We start from the raw sequence: 16,773 nt of genomic DNA on the forward strand, positions 1-16,773 counted from the left end.
ATGGGTGCCATTATTAGTGCTTTTGCTGCATGGTTAGGTCCTTTTGTGATGTCCGCCTTTGCTTGGCTTGTTGCCTCCATCGGCCCCGCTGTTTTGGCTTCTCTCACTGTTGGCATTGGTGTTTATACGGGTTTTTCCGCTATTCAGTCTGATTTGTCTTCTGTCATGTATGGCTATTCCGCTCTTCCTTCGGATATGTTGGCTATTGCTCAATTAATGGGCGCTACTTTCGTGATTAAATTGTTTGTTTCTGCTTTCTCTGTTCGTGTCACCATTATGGCTGCTCGCACTTTCTTTATAAATGCTAAGTGAGGTTATATGCTCGGTCTCTATACCGGTGCTCCCGGTGCTGGTAAAACCCTGAAAATGCTCAATGATCATCTGGCCAATGCCGATGGTTCCCGTCCTATTTACGTTTATGGTGTTGAAGGCCTTGTCCCTTCTGACAAGTGGTTTCCTTTGGATGATCCTAAAGAATGGGCTAAGTGTCCTCATGGTTCTATTATTCTTGTCGATGAGGCCCAAGCCGTTTTCCGTCCCCGCCGTCCTGGTGATCCTCTTCCTGAGTATGTTTCTGCCGCTGAGACTCACCGCCATTCGGGCCTCGATCTTTATATGACCACTCAGTACCCCATGCTCATTGACGCGCACCTTCGTCGTCTTGTTTCTGATCATCAGCACTTGGTCAATGTCTGGGGCCTCAAGGGTCGTTCTTCGGTTTTTGAATGGGATGAAGCCCAAGATGACCCCAAGGACCCCCGCGCTCGTAAACTTGCCCGCAAGTTTATGTTTCCCTATCCGAAAAATGTTTATGATCTTTATAAATCTGCTCAAGTTCACACTAAAAAGCCCCGCGTCCCTAAGTGGTTCAAGTTTGGCATTCCGGCTATTGGTTTGGTGATTGGTGCATCCGGTTATTATGCTTACTACGCCATTAGTCATTTCACCTCTAATGGCTCCAAGCCCATGAAACAGTTTTTAGCCGCTCACCAGTCCGTCGCATCTGCACCTTTTGATGTTACTGCTGCCGCTGCTCATGCGGTTGGCTCTGCCTCATCTGCTGTCCCTTTCACTAAACACCCGTTGCAGCGCTTTACCGGGTATTCTTTACCTGTTCGCGCCGCGCAAGCTGCCGCGCTTCCCAAGATTTCCAGCAAGTTCAATATCGTCGGTTCTATTTCTGGCGGTGGCAAAACGGTTTATGTCATTGCCTCGCACACGGGTAACGTGCATCTTGTGCCTGGCATACGATGCAGCAATTATGAGGGGTTGGAGGTTTGCCGCTGGGGTGGTGGTTATGTTGCCGCCCGTCCTGTGGCCGGCCAGGCATCGGCCAGTGGTGCTTTTTCTATGCCTTCACCCCATCCTGCTAAAGCTCCGCTTCATCCGGCTGCGGCCTCGCATGTTGGCCCCTCTGCGGTTTCTCCTGCTGTCCCTGTTCATCATCATTCTGTTTTGTTGCCTGCTCATATTCTGCCTGGTGGGGGTTAAGTCATGGTTGCTCATTGGCTGGGTCATGTGGTGGTCAGTGCCGTGGTTCATGCGGTTGCTTATGGTGCCGCTTTTGCTGTGTTTCGTCATATGACTGGCACTGATGCGGTTGGACTCGCGGTTTTGGTGCTTGGCGTTATTTTTGCCGTTTCTTTTCTGATCGGCATTGTCAGACGTTTGATATTCGGGAGGCGTCGGAGATGGTGAGGATTTTGATATTGATATTTTTAGCTGTTTTGCTTATTGATGGCTGTGCTTCCGTGTCCCACTCTTATTGTTCGAGTTCTTATTCCATTTGTGAGACTCACCAGCTTGACCTTGAGAATAACCTCGACTTTATGGATCTTGACAATGACTGATCGCCTGCCTTTTGTGCTTGCCACGCCTGCCGATGATTATGCGTGTGGCCGGTATCGTGTACGTGATCCATTCAAGGCGTTGTTTAATGCCGGTCTGGTTGATGGTGTCGTATTTCCTTATTTCCTTGATGACCAACTGTTTCGTGATCTGGCCCCTGACGTGGTTGTGGTCCAGCGTGTCCTCGAGCATGAACAGATTGCCGCGGTAGAACGTTACCGGCGTCTGGGTTCTGCGCGTATCGTTTTTGATCTGGACGATCTTTTAACGATTACTCCGCGTGATAATAAATGCACTAGACGTTTTCATGACGATGTTGCTGCCCGGCTTAATCGTGCCATGTCGATTTGTGATCGCCTCATATTTTCCACTGATTACCTTGCTTCCCACTTTTCCCATGCTGATAAGGTAGTTTGTCAAAACTCATTGCCGGATTCCCCCTGGGCCAATCTTTGCGTGTCCCGTCGTCTTTCTGCTAAACCCCGCGTTGGTTGGGCCGGTTCCGCTGGCCATCTGGGTGATCTCAAGCTGCTTTACAAGGTGGTGCCCGCCTTGTCTGATGTGGTGGATTGGGTATTCATGGGACAGATTCCCCAGGTCATCGCTCGCCATTGTGCCGAGGTGCATTCTCTTGTGCCCATTGACCAGTATCCCCAGCGCTTGGCTGATCTGGGCCTAGATCTTGCCGTTGCCCCTCTCCAGTCGCACCCATATAACGACGCCAAGAGTCATCTGCGACTTCTTGAACTCGGTGCATGTGGCTATCCGGTGATTTGCTCTGACGTTCAGGCTTTTGCTGTCCAGCTGCCGGTGCATCGCTGTAGCGATGACCCTTCAGACTGGATTGAAGCTGTTCGTGGCGCTATCGCCGACCGTGATGCCCTGTCTGCCTGGGGTGATCGTATGCGCGCCGATGTCCTGGCTCATTGGCTGCTGTCGGGCAGATTAGGGCATTGGTTTGATGTTTGGTTAAATCCTTTCAATGAATGCAACTCACGCCTTGCACCTTCCGCGCTCATCAACTATCTATAGAGCCTGTAAATAGGGGAGGGGGGTCGGTGGATATGTTGGTTTTTCCGTTTCTTTTTGGTTATCCGCGGTGGCTTTACTTGTTGCTTTTTCTGGCTTTTATCGTTGCCGGTATTCTATTTAATCGTTTTCTTCGGCAATCCTTGCGTAACGGTCCCCGCTGGGGAAAGTCTTCAGTGCGGAATGTGAAGCCTTCGCCTCGTTCTCCTACCATGCCTCCTCGATCGCGCCCCGTTCCGCCTTCGCGGCCTGCCACTGTGACCCCTCCGCCCGTTCCTCGTTTTGATTATTGCCGCCGTTATCCTGATCTTTTGGCTTTATGTGATGGCAGTGTTGTTCGTGCTGATCGTCTGGTTGATCTTGAGGCAAAAAGTTCGCCTTCTGCCGCGCCTGATGTTTGGGTCAATCTGGCGATTTCGCGTTTTCCCGCACGGTAGTCTTCCGGGCTCGCCCGGCCACTCCCCTCAATCAACCCCCTTCCCATTGCCAAACCCTACAGAGAGGGAAGGGCGGAAAGCGTTTGAATCGCGTGATGTTTTTGCATTCCATGTCGCCGGCGTTCGATGAAAGCCCGCCCCGCTGTTAATAGGATCCTGTTGCTGGCCGGGCGTAACAGCCGCTTTTCAGGTTGTGAAACCGGAAGCCACTACATGTTGAGCTGATTTTGTTAACTATATATTTTGTTTTAGGATTTGAGCCACAGCCGGATGGTTTCGGGTGATCTGTCCATTATCCGCGCGATTTCTTTAATGGGCATCTTGGCCGCTGCGTGTTGTCGGGCAATTTCTTTTGCTTTGGTAAGTGCTGCCTTGCGTTGTCGGCTGCCTTCCTTTTGGATGATCTCGTTAGCGATATAGTATCCAGCGCCGCTGGCCTTGGCCGTTTCGCTGATGTCGCCCGTCTTCTTGTAGATCTTCAGGACGCGTTCTGTGAGATTGGCCCAGTGATTGGGTCGGGGTTCTGTCTCGATGGGTTTGCTGTCGAAGTAGCTTTTCCAGTTGTTCTGACCGTGGACTTCCTGCCAGGGGATTTCAAGGATGATCTGTAGGATGTTACCGAACTGTTTGATGCGGATAGGGGCTTTGCGCTCCATTGCTCGCCTTTCTGGTTAACAAAAGGATGTATTTAGTTGCTCTTTCGATCCTTTCCCGCACCAAATATAGAACTTTACATAATAAGTATTATGCGTATTTGAAGCATTGGCTTAACGACATATTCGACTATGTACAAGGTGCCCTATGTTGAACAGGAACCCCAGGAATGGAGCGACACCAAACCGTCAGAATCAAGCAATTCGGAAACGTCCTACAGATCGTCCTTGAAATACCGTGGATCGAGGTCCACGGCGAAAACCAATGGAAGAAGTACCTAGACCAGAAAGCCACAGAAACACCGCCACCATCCACCTACTGGCAAGACCTACAAGCAAAGATCATTCAAACATGGAACGCCACGCAAAACGTCAGCGCGACCGCGAAGCTCTGCAAGTCCACGTATTACATCGCTAACAACATCATCCGAAAAGAAAAAACACGCCAAAACCGAGCACGCCGACAAGCGGCGATCGGGGAAGCAAAACGACTCGCAGCCGCAAACACCAAAACAAAGGACATAGCAAGAATTCTAGGCAAATGCCCAGAAACAATCCGCCTATGGCTCAAATCCTGAAACACAAGATGTAGTAACCTGGTCAGCTCCCTGGAACACAACATATAGTGGTTTCCGGTTTCATAACCTGAAAAGAGGCTGTTACGCCCGTCTAACCCCTTGTTTCATAGCTCGGCCGAGGCGGGCTTTCATCGAGCAACCACTCCGACCACAAAAACACCAGGCGATCCTAACGCTTTCCGCCCTTCCCTCTCTGTAGAGTTTGGCAATGGAAGGGGGTTGATTGGAGGGAGTGGCCGGACAAGTCCGGAAGACTATTGTACGCCAGTAAAGCGCGACACAGCGGAACCGTGATAATCACAATACCTAACACCAGCTACCAGCTCACAGGCACCCGGAGAGATAACAACAAAAAAGCCAGGACCCGCAGTTGCAACATACTTTCCCTGAATCTCACCCACAAGACGATAATGCGTAGAAAACGGCAAATGATAAAAACTAACCATAGGCGAAAGTGCAGGCTTAGAAATAGCCAAATGCAACGGGTGAACATCATCAGGCGCAAACCCACGAGGAAACTGTTTTTCTACATGATGAATAGACAATCGAACATCATAAGTACGCAACCAATGCGTAAACAACCAGAAGGCCAACAGCGCAGAGAACACAACAAAGAACAACACAAGGAACGAAGGCCGACGACGTGGGACGGGATATTGCACAATCTCAAAATTGCGACGCGCAGGAACATACATAGGCCTATCATCTTCCGGTAGATTATCCACGGCACCCTCCCCTATCCACTAACCACGTAAATAGGCGAAGGATGCAAAAAGCGCAAGGCGCGATTTTAGCGCGAAAGACCCCAGGCGGCGGCCCACTCGGCCGAGCGACCATCCATCAACCAATGATCGTGGATAGCCTGGCGCAAGGCATCGCCCTGCCTGGCCAGTGCATCACGATCACCGATAGCCGCAACAATGGCATCGATCCACGCATCAGGATGATTTTCTACCCGTGTGACCGGCAAATCATAGTCAAAGGCGCCCACGCCAGCCGAGCAGATCACCGGGAAGCCCATAGCGCCCAACTCCAACAAACGCAGGTGCGACTTAGCGTCATTGTACGGGTGGATCTCCAAAGGCGCGACAGCCAGATCAAGATCGAGACTGGCGAGCTTTGCCGGATACTCGAACAATGACACATGGGTATGCACTTCCAGAGAGTACCGCTTAAGCACTTCGGGGACCGCACCCAAAAAAACCCAATCGACCAAATGCGAAGTGGCCCGAACCACACGATAGAGCACTTTTAGATCACCCAGATGACCCATATGACCCGCCCAACCGACGCGAGGTCGCAGAACACTTGAACGAACTCCAGACAATGACGCCCAGGGGACGTTAGGCAGGGAGTTAGGACAAACCACCACATCAGGGGCGAACCGGCCGTAGGCCTCGGCCAGCGCGGGAGTCGATACCACCAGGCGATCACAAAGACCAATAGCGCGCTTTAATCTATCCGCCGTATTCTTATGAAAACGCGAAGTATATTTATTATCTACCGGCATATCCGTTATTAAATCGTCAATCTCAAAAATGAACTTTGCAGATGTTGCCTTACGCATGACAGTCAATCTAGCGATCTGGTCCTCTTCAACGACACGCTGACAGATCAATACATCAGGGTCCAATTCCTGCAAGGTCTGACGATCAAGGAAGTAAGGAGATATAACCCCTTGAGCCAAGCCCAAACGCTGCAAGGATTCAAAGGGCCAGCGCATACGATAATAACCACACCCAAACTCATCAGCGGGAGTCACCAAAAAAAAGGGCAAGGATGCCATATTAAAACCTCACTCAGTTGTGACAGTAAAACGGAAAGCATCGCATATGGGCAGTGGTAGAGTGCGAATCAATCCAGGCATCACCCGGACCAACGGAGGCATCATTGTCTAACCGCTGCCAGGCAGTGAAATGATAACCAGGCGATCGAGCACAACCGGCAAGGAGCAAGACCAACAAAACAACAGAAATTCTCACCATCGCCTACGACCCCCAAAGAGCAAGCGCCGGAGCAGACCCAGCACGATCACGAACACGAGAACCCCACCAATGACCAGAACAGCCAAACCAACGGCATCGGTAGGCGACAAGGTACGGAACACGGCAAAGGCGGCACCATAGGCCACGGCATGAACCACGGCACTAATCACCATATGACCCAGCCAGTGCGTCATCATGGCAGCACGTTCTGAGCAATGGGCTGGGTAGGCAGCAATGGCTTAGCAGCCACATGACGATGACGCTTACGAATATGACCACGGGTCGGGTTGACCGAGACATAAGCACCCGCAAAATGGCAGACCTCTAGGCCATCCAGCTTTTCACAGTGAGAAGTAGGGACAGTCACGTAATGGCCAGAGCGAGAGACAAGCACAAAATCATGGCGAGAACCACTGGAAACGTCGCCAACAATGCGAAACTTTTCAGAAATCGAGGGCAATTCCTGAGCCTGGACACGCTTGAGTTTCAGACCATCATGATCGTAATCCTGTAAGGGATGGGTGGAACGAAAAACAAGAGGCGCAGGAGCTAAAGGAGCAAAAGAAGAAGGAGAGGAAGAAGGAACAACAGCACCATTAACCAACTTCTGACCAGGATGAAAAGTAGCCACATCAGCAGCGAACATGCCAGAAATATGATGATAGGCAAACCAACCGATAGGACCAAGCGCCAAAAGAACAGCAAAAGTAGCCCAGACACGAAAGGGAATTTTCCGCTTGACCGTATGAATCTCAGCGGATTTATAGCACTTATAAATTTTCTTGGGATACTTGCGACGAACCTTCTCAGCTTCCTTTTTTGTGTGAAAATCAAGAGGGTCATCCACACAACGCTGCCAGCGGTACATGGTCATAGAAGACAGACCGAAAGTACGCTTAGCATGGAAATGTTCACCGGCAAGACGGCGAACATGCTTATCAATAAGCATGGGGTCTTGCGTGATAAGAACGAGATCAATGCCTAAGTGACGGTGAGTCTCCAAGGCAGCAACATAGTCAGGAACAGGAGCACCGGGGGGACGATTGCGGAAAAAACGCTGTGACTCATCAATAATCACCAGAGAACCAGCAGGGCAATCCATCCAACGGGTAGGCTCATCCAAAGGGATATAAGGGAGCATATCAGGAACAAGATCAATGCCAGAGACATAGACCTCACGAACAGGAGCAACACCCAAAGGAGGACGAGCAATATAATCATAAACAGAAAAAAGGGTCTTACCAGCACCAGGTAAACCTGTACGGATAGTAATCATGTCAAGAAGTCCTCACAGGAAATATACGCTTAGAAACAGCAATAGAAACCTTGATAGAAATAGCAGAAAGGAAAATCTGCAAACCATTATAGATGCCAAACATATGAACAAGAGTATCCAGAGAAGCAGCGCCGGAACCAATAGCATTAATAGCAGTAGACAAATTTGAATCGAGAGCAGAAAAACCAGTATAAGAAACAAAACCAACGCCAAGAGCTAAAAGAATTTGAGGACCAACATTCTTGAGAAGCCAAGTACCAACAGTAACCAGAAGTAAATAAATAGCGTTAATCATAAGTCACCTATTTGACAATCAACAAAAGAGAGGCCATAGAAAAAACACCAATGACCACAGGACGAACCTTAGCAGCCAACTGGCAGGCATACGTGAAGGAAATAGAAAAAGTGTGATTCATAACATTAAAAGTAACGGGAGAAGGACAAGAAACAGAAGTGGACTCACGAGCAGAAGCGATTTGAGAAAGAGCCATAACAGTGACAGAAGCAGTAGGCATAGTAGGCATGGAAAAAGAAGTGGGATATTGAGCCGAAGCAGTAGAACCAGTAGGAGAAGTGCCAGAAGAACCAGAAGCAGTAGGGGAAGTAGAATTACCAGGACCACCAGAACCGGAAACAACACACTCCAAAGAAAAACCAGAACCAATAGTAGAAGCACCAGGAGGACAAGTTAATTGACCATTAGAAGAAACCGTAGGCGCAGCAAGATGAAAAGAGGAATTACCACCAGAACCACCACCAGCAGAAGAAGAAGGAGTAGAAGAATTATTAACTGCAGGAGGATAAACAACCTGATAACAAGAAGTAGAAGAACCAGAAGTAACAGTAGCAGAACCAGAAGGACAAGAGATAGTACCATTAGAGGTCACAGGAGATACAGGGGATAAAGTGGGAGCAGTAGAAGAACCACCATTACAAGAAGGATTAGTGGAAGAATTATTAGAAGGAACATAAGAACCAGAACCATTGGAACAAACACAACCCGAAGCATCAGAAACAGAATAACCCGAAGGACAAGAGGAAGAACTCGAAGAAGTAGAAGAAGTGGGAGAGGTAGGAAAACAAGCCTGACCATTAGTCATGGCACCACCAGAACCAGCAGAAGAACCATAAGACTGAGTGTCACAATTAGTTGATGGATTACAATAAGTACCAGGAAGAACACCATTAGAGTTAGGAGTTAAAGAATTACCAATCTCACCAACAGGAGTACCAGAAGGAACGGTACAAGTAGCAGTACAAGAAGGAGCAGAAGTAGGGTCAGAGCCAGTACCAGAAATACCAGGACCAGAAACAGTACAATAAAGGACACCACCAGAATAACTAGTAACACCAACAGTATCACCAGGATAAGAAGCCTGAATATAATCAACGCAAGCCTGTAAAGGAGAAAGACAACCAGTACCAGAAGGACCAGAAGCACCAGTAATAGAAGAAGCACCAAAAGAAAAAGAAGAAAATAATAAAAGGGGGAAAAGCAGCAGGAGGGCGCGGCGCGAGCGCCCACGCCCTTCCCTGCTTGCTTTGTTTTTCATCAGATCAAGCCATAAGGAAACCAAAGCACACAACAACAAAGATAAGCAGAAAGAACCAAAGCACGTTAGCGCCTCCACGTTAAGCCACGAACTGGACAGGCCGCGAAGGCATGCCGTCCCCGTATTGTTTCGCCCATTCAATTTGATTTTCAGCAAGGGCCTGTTGCTTCATTTTTGAAAGTCTGGCAGCGTGTAAATAAATAACACGCTTTGTTTCCTGATTAACGTCACGAGAAGCAGACAAACCGTCCAAAGACCCCAAGTGACTAAAAGATAGTCCCCAATAATCAGACACAGACTTTGCACGTTCAGAAAACTTGTTATTCAATTTAGAATCTTGATATTCATCACCCACCAATACAAAATTAGTAAAAAAATCCAGATCACCATCCAACTGTTCAACAGCGAAAAGCATATCTTGATTGGTGGTAGACCACTCGGCGGGATTGGTCCAAGGACTCTTAGCGTCAGCCTGTTTTCCCGTATCGCGTTTGCGAGCTTTAATTGCAAAAGGAAATGGTTTTTTACTCTGTTTCAGTTTGCGACGTAGGTTTTCACGGAATTTTTCAGATACGCCTAATTTGTAGCCAAACAGTCCAAAGAGAAAATTGACCGCAGCAATAGCAACCAGCAAGCCAAATATAGCCACAGCCAATAAGGGCAAAGCATAGGAAATAAAATTAGCGAAGGCGTTTACAAAAACGGTTGCAACACCAGAAAAGATATTAGGCATAAATTACCCCTTGAAAATGGGGGGCGAACCCCCCAGCTTTCTACAGACCGCTTACACCACCAGAGACAACAGCCACTTGAAGCCATAGATGGCAGCGGCAAGACCCATCAAGGCAACGGCAATGACGCCCACATCCGGGAGGATCGAACCAGTGATATAGGACGCCGCAGCACTGGCACCCACACCAGCAGAGGCAAAGGCCGTGCTGGCAGAAACCAGCCCAACAACGGCAGTAGCGGCAGCCATTCGACCGGGAGTCGCTAACCGGGCCAACTTGGCCAAGGCGATTTCACGGCGGGTCATCACTTCAACTTCTTTTACGTCATTCATATTTCACCTCACGACAACAAGAAACCGGGAGCCGCCCGGCACGGGTTTTTATGAGAGTCAACGGCGACCCCGCATAAAATTGATTAAGTACTTAGCCCCGGCCACCGCCGCCATGACACCCATAAGCGCCGGAGCCAGGACCAAGAAATCAGACTCGGTAAAGCTAAAAGGGACCACATACGGCACCCAAGCCGGAGAGGAACAGGCCGCCACAATCTGGCCACCAGAACCGCTGGCCGGAAATAACGCATATTCATTAGAACCACTGGCAACGGGTGCCGTGTCGTAAAACGTGCCTGGGGAAGTACACGTCAGGACGTAAACACCCGTTGAAGACGTGGAGGCCGTAGTGGACATGATTAGCCGTTGACCACTTTGGGCGAATCGACCTTGACCGCACGGTGGTCAATGATCTTGACGGCGATAAAACCACGCCGATCTTTCTCAAGGTAATAATTGACTTCATAGTCACCGGCGGGCAAAACTTCACCGCCATTCTGATGCATCAATTCAGCCTGCAAAGGCCGGACGCCCTGCCCTTGCTCCAAATCATAAGGCTGTTTCCAGAGGCGCTTGATGGCACCCGTTTGCTTATCGGCATATTCAAACTGTTCACCCGGATAAAAACGACAAAGTGCTTTCGACATTGCTTTAACTCCTTAAGTAGATAGATAACATCACGCAACCCGTTTAAATTCGGTAACGGGCGAACCGAGAACAACCGCTTTACGACGCAAAGGGGTAACTTGACCGACTGCAATGTCAGTCCAGGAAAGACCAGCGGCACGAAGCAAGGCAGTGTGACGCCGCCAAGTACGCCCACTCATGGACTCTTTTGCAGAAGATTCACCAATCTGCTGGATTAAAAGGAACGTGCGAAGCGCAGAACGAGCCATATCCGGAGAGTCAGCAACAATAGTTAAATTTGGGAACAAATCTTTCATATCCATAACCTCCGCATCACCCACTAGGGCGCTCCAATAGTCATTGTAAATTTCAGATAACGTGTCTTCCGTGACGGAATCCCAAATAATGTCTTTACGTGCAATAAAGCCGCGACCAAGGCGGAGTTCCAAGCGCAATAGCGTGAGTGCATAAGCAATAAAATCAGCAGAAATGACGTTTTGTCTTAAGTAGTTTTTCATCACAGGGTCAGTACCCTTCACGTAGGCCGTACCGCTTTGCCATTGTTGAGAACCCCAGCGCAAAACTTCATCAGTAGGCGAGGTTTGACGACGACGCGGAGCATTGGAAAGGCGCAAGGCACCAAGAGCGGCGCGAGCCTGTTCCTGTGAGCCCATATCAAAATTGGCCGTCAGATCAAGGCGGGACATACTCCACACGCTGGAATCTCCGAGCAGATCACAACCAACGGCATCAGAGGCCGCGACCAGGTGCGACAGCACCGCCTCTTGAGGGTCACGAATCCCGAACACGTTATGATGCAGACCCGCCGAGTAGGACGGCGAGCCGGACAGCTCAATCATGGTGTCAGTGACATGAATGCCGCACTTGTCGCCGGCCAGGTGGTCCGTCTTCTTTCGGCGGGACGTAGAGAAAACCGGGACCATGCCAGGGTTATATACGTCCGCCCTGCCCTCATGCGTGGCCGACCAGCGCCGAATGGCGCGTTGTGTGGCTCCCGAAAACGACATGATCGAGCGCCGGAGGGTGAGGGAGTCAATCAGGCTGAATTGAGGGTCAGTCATAACCCAAAATCCGACCCAAAGTGGCCACTATGGCCAGAAGTAACGGTAAGACTATTACCGTTACTTAGACCGGTTCCAGAATCCAAAGAGGCAACCGACCCCCCCGCCCTGGACGAAGGGGGCAGCGCATCCCGATAGGCATCCTGCAAGGCACGAACATTAGAAGCCACAGAATTGCGCTGTGGTGAATTTTGATTGGTGACTGGTAGAGTGGCTGCACCCTGACGCCTAGCGTGCAGCAGGGCGCGATTATGGGCCTTCCAAGAAGGGTTATCATAGTCCTTCGAGCCATCGGCGCGTAAAGGAACCCCATCACGCAAAACAGGCAGGCCGTCCTCAGTGAGACCCGCAACCGGGTCCACCAGCTCATGACGCGAAGCGGGACCATGCACAACCGTGTCAGCCGCCTGGATGGACAGGTGCCACTCGTAGGAAAACTGCGCATCGAGGTCGAAATCCTCCAGGCGAGCAAACTGAGAGGCCGCGGCAAGCCATGAACTCAAGACACGTTCAGCCAGGACACCCGCGAGCTTTTCGATTCCAGGGAAGACACCCAGGGGGGCACCGAAGCCACACAAAGCGAACTGACGAAGCAACGCCAAACGCGGGGCATGCAGGTGAATGGTCAAGGATTCCGCATCAACGCAACCCATCGCGTTATATTCGGCATTAACCATAGTTGATCGATCTGACTTATCGGGAGGACGGAAAGCGCCATCGGGACCCACGTCCTGACGCTTCAAGCGCCGTTCATCAAGATACCGTTGATAATCCACATCAAGGGAAAAATCCTCACGAAGCTGAGCAGAGGCCGTCATGCTTTTTTCCCCCATTTGGAGATCAACCAAAGGAAAGACACTCGTAATAAATCAGGCAACATATCCAACAAAAAATGGAAAAAATCATAAGCGAAAAGGGCCAACAGACAGCCAATAAACGCAATCCAGAAAACACCTTGCAACAAAGTAATATCAGCAGGCGTCATTGAGCACCCCCAGAACGCATCATGCTTAACAAACCGGAAAATTCACCAGCAGGGAGGCCAACCTGGACCACGCCAGAAGGAGAAACAAAAGTAGGCGTTGCCGCGTGATTCTGGTCCAGGCGGCGAATAATGGCGTTATTGTGCGAAAGGTCCGAGCGAGCAGCAGCAGACACCGGGAGCTTGAGGGACAAACCACCCTGTTCTATGGGTGGCATCACAAAACGCTGTTCATTTCGCAGATACCAGGTCAGCGGATGACGGGCAGATAAAATCTCAGCAGCCCGAACGAAAGAAGTCGGCTCAAGAATGGCGACCGGAACGATACGCACCGAGAGCTTGCCAGACTTTACCAACGGGGCGGCATCTTGAAAGAACTGATGACAGAACACACAATTAGGATCAATAAACACCGTGAATTGTGGATTGCCCTGACCCCATACAAAACCGTCAGCCGTACCGACCAACTTTTTAACGGCAGGCTTAGACAAAAAACCGACAGGCTTTAAGGCAGGCTTGGGTATTTGAGATAAAGCAACCGTAGAAAGCGCAGAGGATGCAGCGGGCGGGGAAACAATAGAAATGGTGAATCCGAAAAAAACGCCAACCGTGAAAAAAGACACGCTTGAAACAAGGCAAAGAACGTCAGAGCGCGTCACCAGACACCCCCTAGGCCACCTAAACGATCAAGAGCAGCAATAATTTCAAGATCGAAAAGACGCGCAAAAGACGAAGCGCCCAGAAGAATATATTCATAACGACGTGTTATATACCAAACCAAAAGAACACGATTAGAACGGGTATAAAGAGGCGTATTATGCTGACGCCGGGCAGCAGTAGAAGTAGTCACCAGACACCCCCTAGGCCACCCAAAGCCTCCAAAGCAAGACGAGCTTCAGCAAGACGAGCTTCAATCAGTCGCATAGGGAAACAACTAAACGTGGGATCACTGAGAAGGTCTAAAACATCCATAAAATCCCGACGAACTAAATACACCCAGGAAAACTCAGTAGGGCAAACATCATCAGGGAAAAGATCAAGGCTGACTGGTTCTTTCACAGATCACCCCCTGCCCTGCCCTCAAAAATCGAAACAATCAGCAGGCCAATAAGACCCATATCGCAAGAGGTGGATAAAACAAACAGCGTGAAGTGAAAGGCTACGGGCGTCATAGGACACCGCCAGGATGAATCAGACCATCATCCCAATGACGACAACCACGAACCCGACCTAAACGACGAAGCACAAGCAAACGAGAGAGGCGCACCTGGTAGGCTTGGAGCCTATGAAAACGCACGACGCGAAGGGGCTCAAAACGACAAGAACCGGATGACGGCACTAAAACAGCTGGAGAAAAGTGATGCCAGCACAAAAGAGGCTGACCAGAATAAGAACAAATCCAAAGAAACTGTTTATCTTTTATAATCATTTGTCTATCTCCTAAAAAGGGGAGCCAGGGAAGGCTCCAAACTGGCGAGCGACACCAGACCGCTACAGGAAAACTTGTTGGTAGTTACCAACGACTAACGATATAACAAAATCCGTTGGCTGTTGTCAACAACAGAAGGCAAGACTACGCTGTAACAAATTTAGGAGGTGACACCATGAACGCAAAGGACTTAGTACAAAAAGCAAGAGAACGCGGAGGCTATCCAAGCCTAGCAAGCCTAGCGAAAGCAGTAGACGTAAATCACAGTAGCCTAAGCCTACTAGCCAGCGGCAAAAGCGAACTGTCCGACGAAACTTACATCAAGCTGGCGAAGCTGGCCGGAGTGGACCCGGCTGAGGTCCTGATCGAGAAGCACGAAAGAAAGGCAGGCCCGGAAGCGCGGGCAATATGGGCAAGAATCAATGCAGCGGTATCCAAAAGCGCAGTTCTGGGATTAAGCATGGTCTTACTGCTGCCAGCCCCGCAATCGCACGCCCACACGTCCAATTTTCAAGTTCCGCACAATAAGTATTATGCGAATCATGCGAGGGTTCTGGCAATCAGTAACTATATAACCGACTTTCATCCAAGCGGCATCAGGCAGGTCGGGCGCGTCTCTGTAGCCAATCTGCTCGTCCGGCATCGCAGCCACATCAACCAGCCGAGCCTTTTGCTCGGTACTCAAACGCGGCGGCTTTTTCAAATCAAGCGTTCGCTTCACGATATTACTTCCTTTCGTCGGCATTGGCTTTCCTCACAGAGATGACACTTTCCGCCCTTCCCTCTCTGTAGGGTTTGGCAATGGACTATATGTCCGCGGAACCTAGTACCGGTATGGATTTCTGATGATCTTTAAACAGGGCCATAGGCATACGCAGCGCTAGCCACAAACTGGGTAGTGCCGCAACAAATGCCAGTAGAAAGAATTCCACAAATCCTACCCGTGCTGCAAGAAAGCCGCTAAACCCACCGACGACAGTGGCTGCCACGGACATCAGGGCGGAGCCAATAGCGAAGTGCGTCGCCTGATAGCTGCCCTGGCAGCGCTGCATGAGAAAGACCATCAAAACGGCGGTGCCGAGACCCGCCGCCAACTGCTCAAAGGCCACAGTAACGCCGACCCACCAAACAGAAGGCGTTGCCCAAGCTAGCCACGCATAGGCGGGTATCGCCAAAGACTGTATAAAAGTTAGCGGAAATAGTGCACTGCGCAACCCCCTGCGAGATATAATGAAGCCCCCCAGCAATGCGCCCCCAATACCCGTCACGGTGCCTACCGTACCGGTGAGAATGCCGCGCGTCACCAAACCATAGCCCAGGTGGTTAAGGAATGGTGCCACCATCGCAAACATCATGGCGTCACCAGCACGAAAAAGCAGGATGAAGGCCAAGGCCCACACTATTCCCGGTTGCTGTATGTATGTCGAAAAGGCTTCACGTACCGCACGCCATCGTTGCCCTTGATGACTCGTGGCTACGGGTGGTGGTGGAAGCATGTGCTTATGAAAAGCCGCCAGCCCCCACATCATCGCCGCTGCCGCTAAAAAACAAGCCGTCCAAGACACCCATCCAGCAAGGATAACGAGGGCACCATTCCCCACCAACATGGCCACCCGATAGGCGGCGACCCGTATTCCCGAAAATGCTGCCTGATCAGACGGATTAAGTATCTGAATATAATACCCATCTACAGACATGTCATGGGTGGCAGACATGAAGGCCATTAACACAAAGATTTTAGTGGCGAGATCCAGATTCAGGTGCTGCGCGGGCCAAACCAGCAAGGCTGTTACAGCACCCAGAATAATTTCCATCATTATCAGCCAACGCTTTTTATTGGCAAAAAGGTCGATTAATGGGCTCCAGAATAATTTGAGGTTCCAAGGCAGACCGAAAAAAGAGAGCAGTCCAATGATCTGCAAACTGGCTCCGGCATAAGTAAAAAACTGCACAGATACCTGCTGCACCAACGAATAAGGTAGCCCTTCTGCGTAATAGGTGCTGGCAATCCAATTGAATGTTTTAAACTTTTTTCGCAAGGGTCATCCGAATCGGCGTATGATGTGGGCATTGTAGCATGCGTCTCTTGCCCACCATCCGGCATGCGAAACCCGCTAGGACTTAATCACACCTGCAGGAATGTGTCCATGCTGCCCGTAGCACAAAAGCTATAAAAGCCCCCCGCATGCGGGGGGCTTTTATACGGCTCAAAAACCCGTTAAGGTGGCGTG

The 16,773-nt window shown here is 50.1% G+C and carries 23 protein-coding genes; 6 read left to right on the forward strand and 17 right to left on the reverse strand.

All coding sequences use genetic code 11. The annotated features are described in order from the left end of the window. From PJU76_RS06920 to PJU76_RS06935, 4 genes are all read left to right on the forward strand, one after another. Positions 1-312 (forward strand): DUF2523 family protein, encoded by a 312-nt coding sequence (locus tag PJU76_RS06920; RefSeq protein WP_271778916.1) that lies wholly within the window; start codon positions 1-3, stop codon positions 310-312. Positions 313-318: 6 nt separating this feature from the next. Further along, on the forward strand, positions 319-1,491 hold the full coding sequence (locus tag PJU76_RS06925; RefSeq protein ID WP_271778917.1) for a zonular occludens toxin domain-containing protein: 1,173 nt from the start codon (positions 319-321) through the stop codon (positions 1,489-1,491). 312 nt (positions 1,492-1,803) lie between these two features. Then, on the forward strand, positions 1,804-2,880 hold the full coding sequence (locus PJU76_RS06930) for a glycosyltransferase family protein (RefSeq protein WP_271778918.1): 1,077 nt from the start codon (positions 1,804-1,806) through the stop codon (positions 2,878-2,880). A gap of 26 nt (positions 2,881-2,906) precedes the next feature. Continuing rightward, entirely contained in the window at positions 2,907-3,314 is a 408-nt protein-coding gene (locus tag PJU76_RS06935; protein WP_271778919.1) for a hypothetical protein, read from the forward strand. Between the two features lie 248 nt (positions 3,315-3,562). Here PJU76_RS06935 and PJU76_RS06940 read toward each other — a convergent pair whose 3' ends face one another. Then, complete coding sequence (locus PJU76_RS06940; RefSeq protein ID WP_271778920.1) at positions 3,563-3,970, reverse strand: hypothetical protein; 408 nt, start codon at positions 3,968-3,970, stop codon at positions 3,563-3,565. 167 nt (positions 3,971-4,137) lie between these two features. On the opposite strand from PJU76_RS06940, the gene PJU76_RS06945 reads away from it, so the two are divergent. Beyond that, positions 4,138-4,545 carry a hypothetical protein gene (locus PJU76_RS06945; protein ID WP_271778921.1) on the forward strand — a complete coding sequence of 136 codons (408 nt, stop codon included), beginning with the start codon at positions 4,138-4,140 and terminating at the stop codon, positions 4,543-4,545. A 254-nt stretch (positions 4,546-4,799) separates the two neighbouring features. Here the strand turns inward: PJU76_RS06945 and PJU76_RS06950 are convergent, their stop codons facing one another. The 15 genes from PJU76_RS06950 to PJU76_RS07020 form a co-directional block, all read right to left on the reverse strand. Next, entirely contained in the window at positions 4,800-5,270 is a 471-nt protein-coding gene (locus PJU76_RS06950; protein ID WP_271778922.1) for a hypothetical protein, read from the reverse strand. Between the two features lie 65 nt (positions 5,271-5,335). After that, on the reverse strand, positions 5,336-6,331 hold the full coding sequence (locus PJU76_RS06955; RefSeq protein WP_271778923.1) for a glycosyltransferase family protein: 996 nt from the start codon (positions 6,329-6,331) through the stop codon (positions 5,336-5,338). A gap of 192 nt (positions 6,332-6,523) precedes the next feature. Then, positions 6,524-6,727, reverse strand: coding sequence for a hypothetical protein (locus PJU76_RS06960; RefSeq protein ID WP_271778924.1), 204 nt, complete (start codon positions 6,725-6,727; stop codon positions 6,524-6,526). Next, positions 6,724-7,806, reverse strand: coding sequence for a zonular occludens toxin domain-containing protein (locus PJU76_RS06965; RefSeq protein ID WP_271778925.1), 1,083 nt, complete (start codon positions 7,804-7,806; stop codon positions 6,724-6,726). Before PJU76_RS06965 ends, PJU76_RS06960 begins: the two co-directional genes overlap by 4 nt. A 1-nt stretch (position 7,807) precedes the next feature. After that, complete coding sequence (locus tag PJU76_RS06970) at positions 7,808-8,101, reverse strand: DUF2523 family protein (protein ID WP_271778926.1); 294 nt, start codon at positions 8,099-8,101, stop codon at positions 7,808-7,810. Positions 8,102-8,108: 7 nt separating this feature from the next. Further along, positions 8,109-9,359 (reverse strand): virulence factor TspB C-terminal domain-related protein, encoded by a 1,251-nt coding sequence (locus PJU76_RS06975; RefSeq protein ID WP_271778927.1) that lies wholly within the window; start codon positions 9,357-9,359, stop codon positions 8,109-8,111. Positions 9,360-9,438: 79 nt separating this feature from the next. After that, positions 9,439-10,092 carry a hypothetical protein gene (locus PJU76_RS06980; RefSeq protein WP_271778928.1) on the reverse strand — a complete coding sequence of 218 codons (654 nt, stop codon included), beginning with the start codon at positions 10,090-10,092 and terminating at the stop codon, positions 9,439-9,441. A gap of 51 nt (positions 10,093-10,143) precedes the next feature. Beyond that, on the reverse strand, positions 10,144-10,422 hold the full coding sequence (locus PJU76_RS06985; protein WP_271778929.1) for a hypothetical protein: 279 nt from the start codon (positions 10,420-10,422) through the stop codon (positions 10,144-10,146). A gap of 359 nt (positions 10,423-10,781) precedes the next feature. Then, on the reverse strand, positions 10,782-11,069 hold the full coding sequence (locus PJU76_RS06990; RefSeq protein ID WP_271778930.1) for a hypothetical protein: 288 nt from the start codon (positions 11,067-11,069) through the stop codon (positions 10,782-10,784). 30 nt (positions 11,070-11,099) lie between these two features. Further along, positions 11,100-12,131, reverse strand: a complete 1,032-nt coding sequence (locus PJU76_RS06995) for a phage/plasmid replication domain-containing protein (protein WP_271778931.1) — start codon at positions 12,129-12,131, stop codon at positions 11,100-11,102. Next, the gene (locus tag PJU76_RS07000; RefSeq protein WP_271778932.1) at positions 12,128-12,949 is read right to left on the reverse strand and encodes a hypothetical protein; all 822 of its coding nucleotides are present in this window, start codon (positions 12,947-12,949) and stop codon (positions 12,128-12,130) included. Before PJU76_RS07000 ends, PJU76_RS06995 begins: the two co-directional genes overlap by 4 nt. Continuing rightward, a complete protein-coding gene (locus tag PJU76_RS07005; RefSeq protein ID WP_271778933.1) occupies positions 12,946-13,116 on the reverse strand; it encodes a hypothetical protein in 171 nt (56 codons plus the stop codon). The genes PJU76_RS07000 and PJU76_RS07005 overlap by 4 nt, the downstream gene beginning before the upstream one ends. Then, the gene (locus PJU76_RS07010; RefSeq protein WP_271778934.1) at positions 13,113-13,772 is read right to left on the reverse strand and encodes a thioredoxin fold domain-containing protein; all 660 of its coding nucleotides are present in this window, start codon (positions 13,770-13,772) and stop codon (positions 13,113-13,115) included. The genes PJU76_RS07005 and PJU76_RS07010 overlap by 4 nt, the downstream gene beginning before the upstream one ends. Continuing rightward, entirely contained in the window at positions 13,769-13,963 is a 195-nt protein-coding gene (locus PJU76_RS07015) for a hypothetical protein (RefSeq protein WP_271778935.1), read from the reverse strand. Before PJU76_RS07015 ends, PJU76_RS07010 begins: the two co-directional genes overlap by 4 nt. Next, positions 13,960-14,172 (reverse strand): hypothetical protein, encoded by a 213-nt coding sequence (locus PJU76_RS07020; RefSeq protein ID WP_271778936.1) that lies wholly within the window; start codon positions 14,170-14,172, stop codon positions 13,960-13,962. Before PJU76_RS07020 ends, PJU76_RS07015 begins: the two co-directional genes overlap by 4 nt. Positions 14,173-14,717: 545 nt before the next feature. On the opposite strand from PJU76_RS07020, the gene PJU76_RS07025 reads away from it, so the two are divergent. Next, positions 14,718-15,308 (forward strand): helix-turn-helix domain-containing protein, encoded by a 591-nt coding sequence (locus PJU76_RS07025; RefSeq protein WP_271778937.1) that lies wholly within the window; start codon positions 14,718-14,720, stop codon positions 15,306-15,308. A 40-nt stretch (positions 15,309-15,348) separates the two neighbouring features. Here PJU76_RS07025 and PJU76_RS07030 read toward each other — a convergent pair whose 3' ends face one another. Further along, positions 15,349-16,581, reverse strand: coding sequence for an MFS transporter (locus tag PJU76_RS07030; protein WP_271778938.1), 1,233 nt, complete (start codon positions 16,579-16,581; stop codon positions 15,349-15,351). Positions 16,582-16,773: the final 192 nt, after the last annotated feature.

The organism is Acidithiobacillus ferriphilus, from assembly GCF_028215975.1.
Taxonomy (GTDB): Bacteria; Pseudomonadota; Gammaproteobacteria; order Acidithiobacillales; family Acidithiobacillaceae; genus Acidithiobacillus; species Acidithiobacillus ferriphilus.

Coding starts and splice junctions, on each gene's coding strand:
- PJU76_RS06985 (WP_271778929.1), bottom strand. CDS start 10,422: ATGAATGACGTAAAAGAAGTTGAAGTGATGACCCGCCGTGAAATCGCC.
- PJU76_RS06975 (WP_271778927.1), bottom strand. CDS start 9,359: ATGAAAAACAAAGCAAGCAGGGAAGGGCGTGGGCGCTCGCGCCGCGCC.
- PJU76_RS06970 (WP_271778926.1), bottom strand. CDS start 8,101: ATGATTAACGCTATTTATTTACTTCTGGTTACTGTTGGTACTTGGCTT.
- PJU76_RS07025 (WP_271778937.1), top strand. CDS start 14,718: ATGAACGCAAAGGACTTAGTACAAAAAGCAAGAGAACGCGGAGGCTAT.
- PJU76_RS06980 (WP_271778928.1), bottom strand. CDS start 10,092: ATGCCTAATATCTTTTCTGGTGTTGCAACCGTTTTTGTAAACGCCTTC.
- PJU76_RS07005 (WP_271778933.1), bottom strand. CDS start 13,116: ATGACGCCTGCTGATATTACTTTGTTGCAAGGTGTTTTCTGGATTGCG.
- PJU76_RS06955 (WP_271778923.1), bottom strand. CDS start 6,331: ATGGCATCCTTGCCCTTTTTTTTGGTGACTCCCGCTGATGAGTTTGGG.
- PJU76_RS06960 (WP_271778924.1), bottom strand. CDS start 6,727: ATGATGACGCACTGGCTGGGTCATATGGTGATTAGTGCCGTGGTTCAT.
- PJU76_RS07000 (WP_271778932.1), bottom strand. CDS start 12,949: ATGACGGCCTCTGCTCAGCTTCGTGAGGATTTTTCCCTTGATGTGGAT.
- PJU76_RS06920 (WP_271778916.1), top strand. CDS start 1: ATGGGTGCCATTATTAGTGCTTTTGCTGCATGGTTAGGTCCTTTTGTG.
- PJU76_RS06995 (WP_271778931.1), bottom strand. CDS start 12,131: ATGACTGACCCTCAATTCAGCCTGATTGACTCCCTCACCCTCCGGCGC.
- PJU76_RS06940 (WP_271778920.1), bottom strand. CDS start 3,970: ATGGAGCGCAAAGCCCCTATCCGCATCAAACAGTTCGGTAACATCCTA.
- PJU76_RS06965 (WP_271778925.1), bottom strand. CDS start 7,806: ATGATTACTATCCGTACAGGTTTACCTGGTGCTGGTAAGACCCTTTTT.
- PJU76_RS06990 (WP_271778930.1), bottom strand. CDS start 11,069: ATGTCGAAAGCACTTTGTCGTTTTTATCCGGGTGAACAGTTTGAATAT.
- PJU76_RS06925 (WP_271778917.1), top strand. CDS start 319: ATGCTCGGTCTCTATACCGGTGCTCCCGGTGCTGGTAAAACCCTGAAA.
- PJU76_RS06945 (WP_271778921.1), top strand. CDS start 4,138: ATGGAGCGACACCAAACCGTCAGAATCAAGCAATTCGGAAACGTCCTA.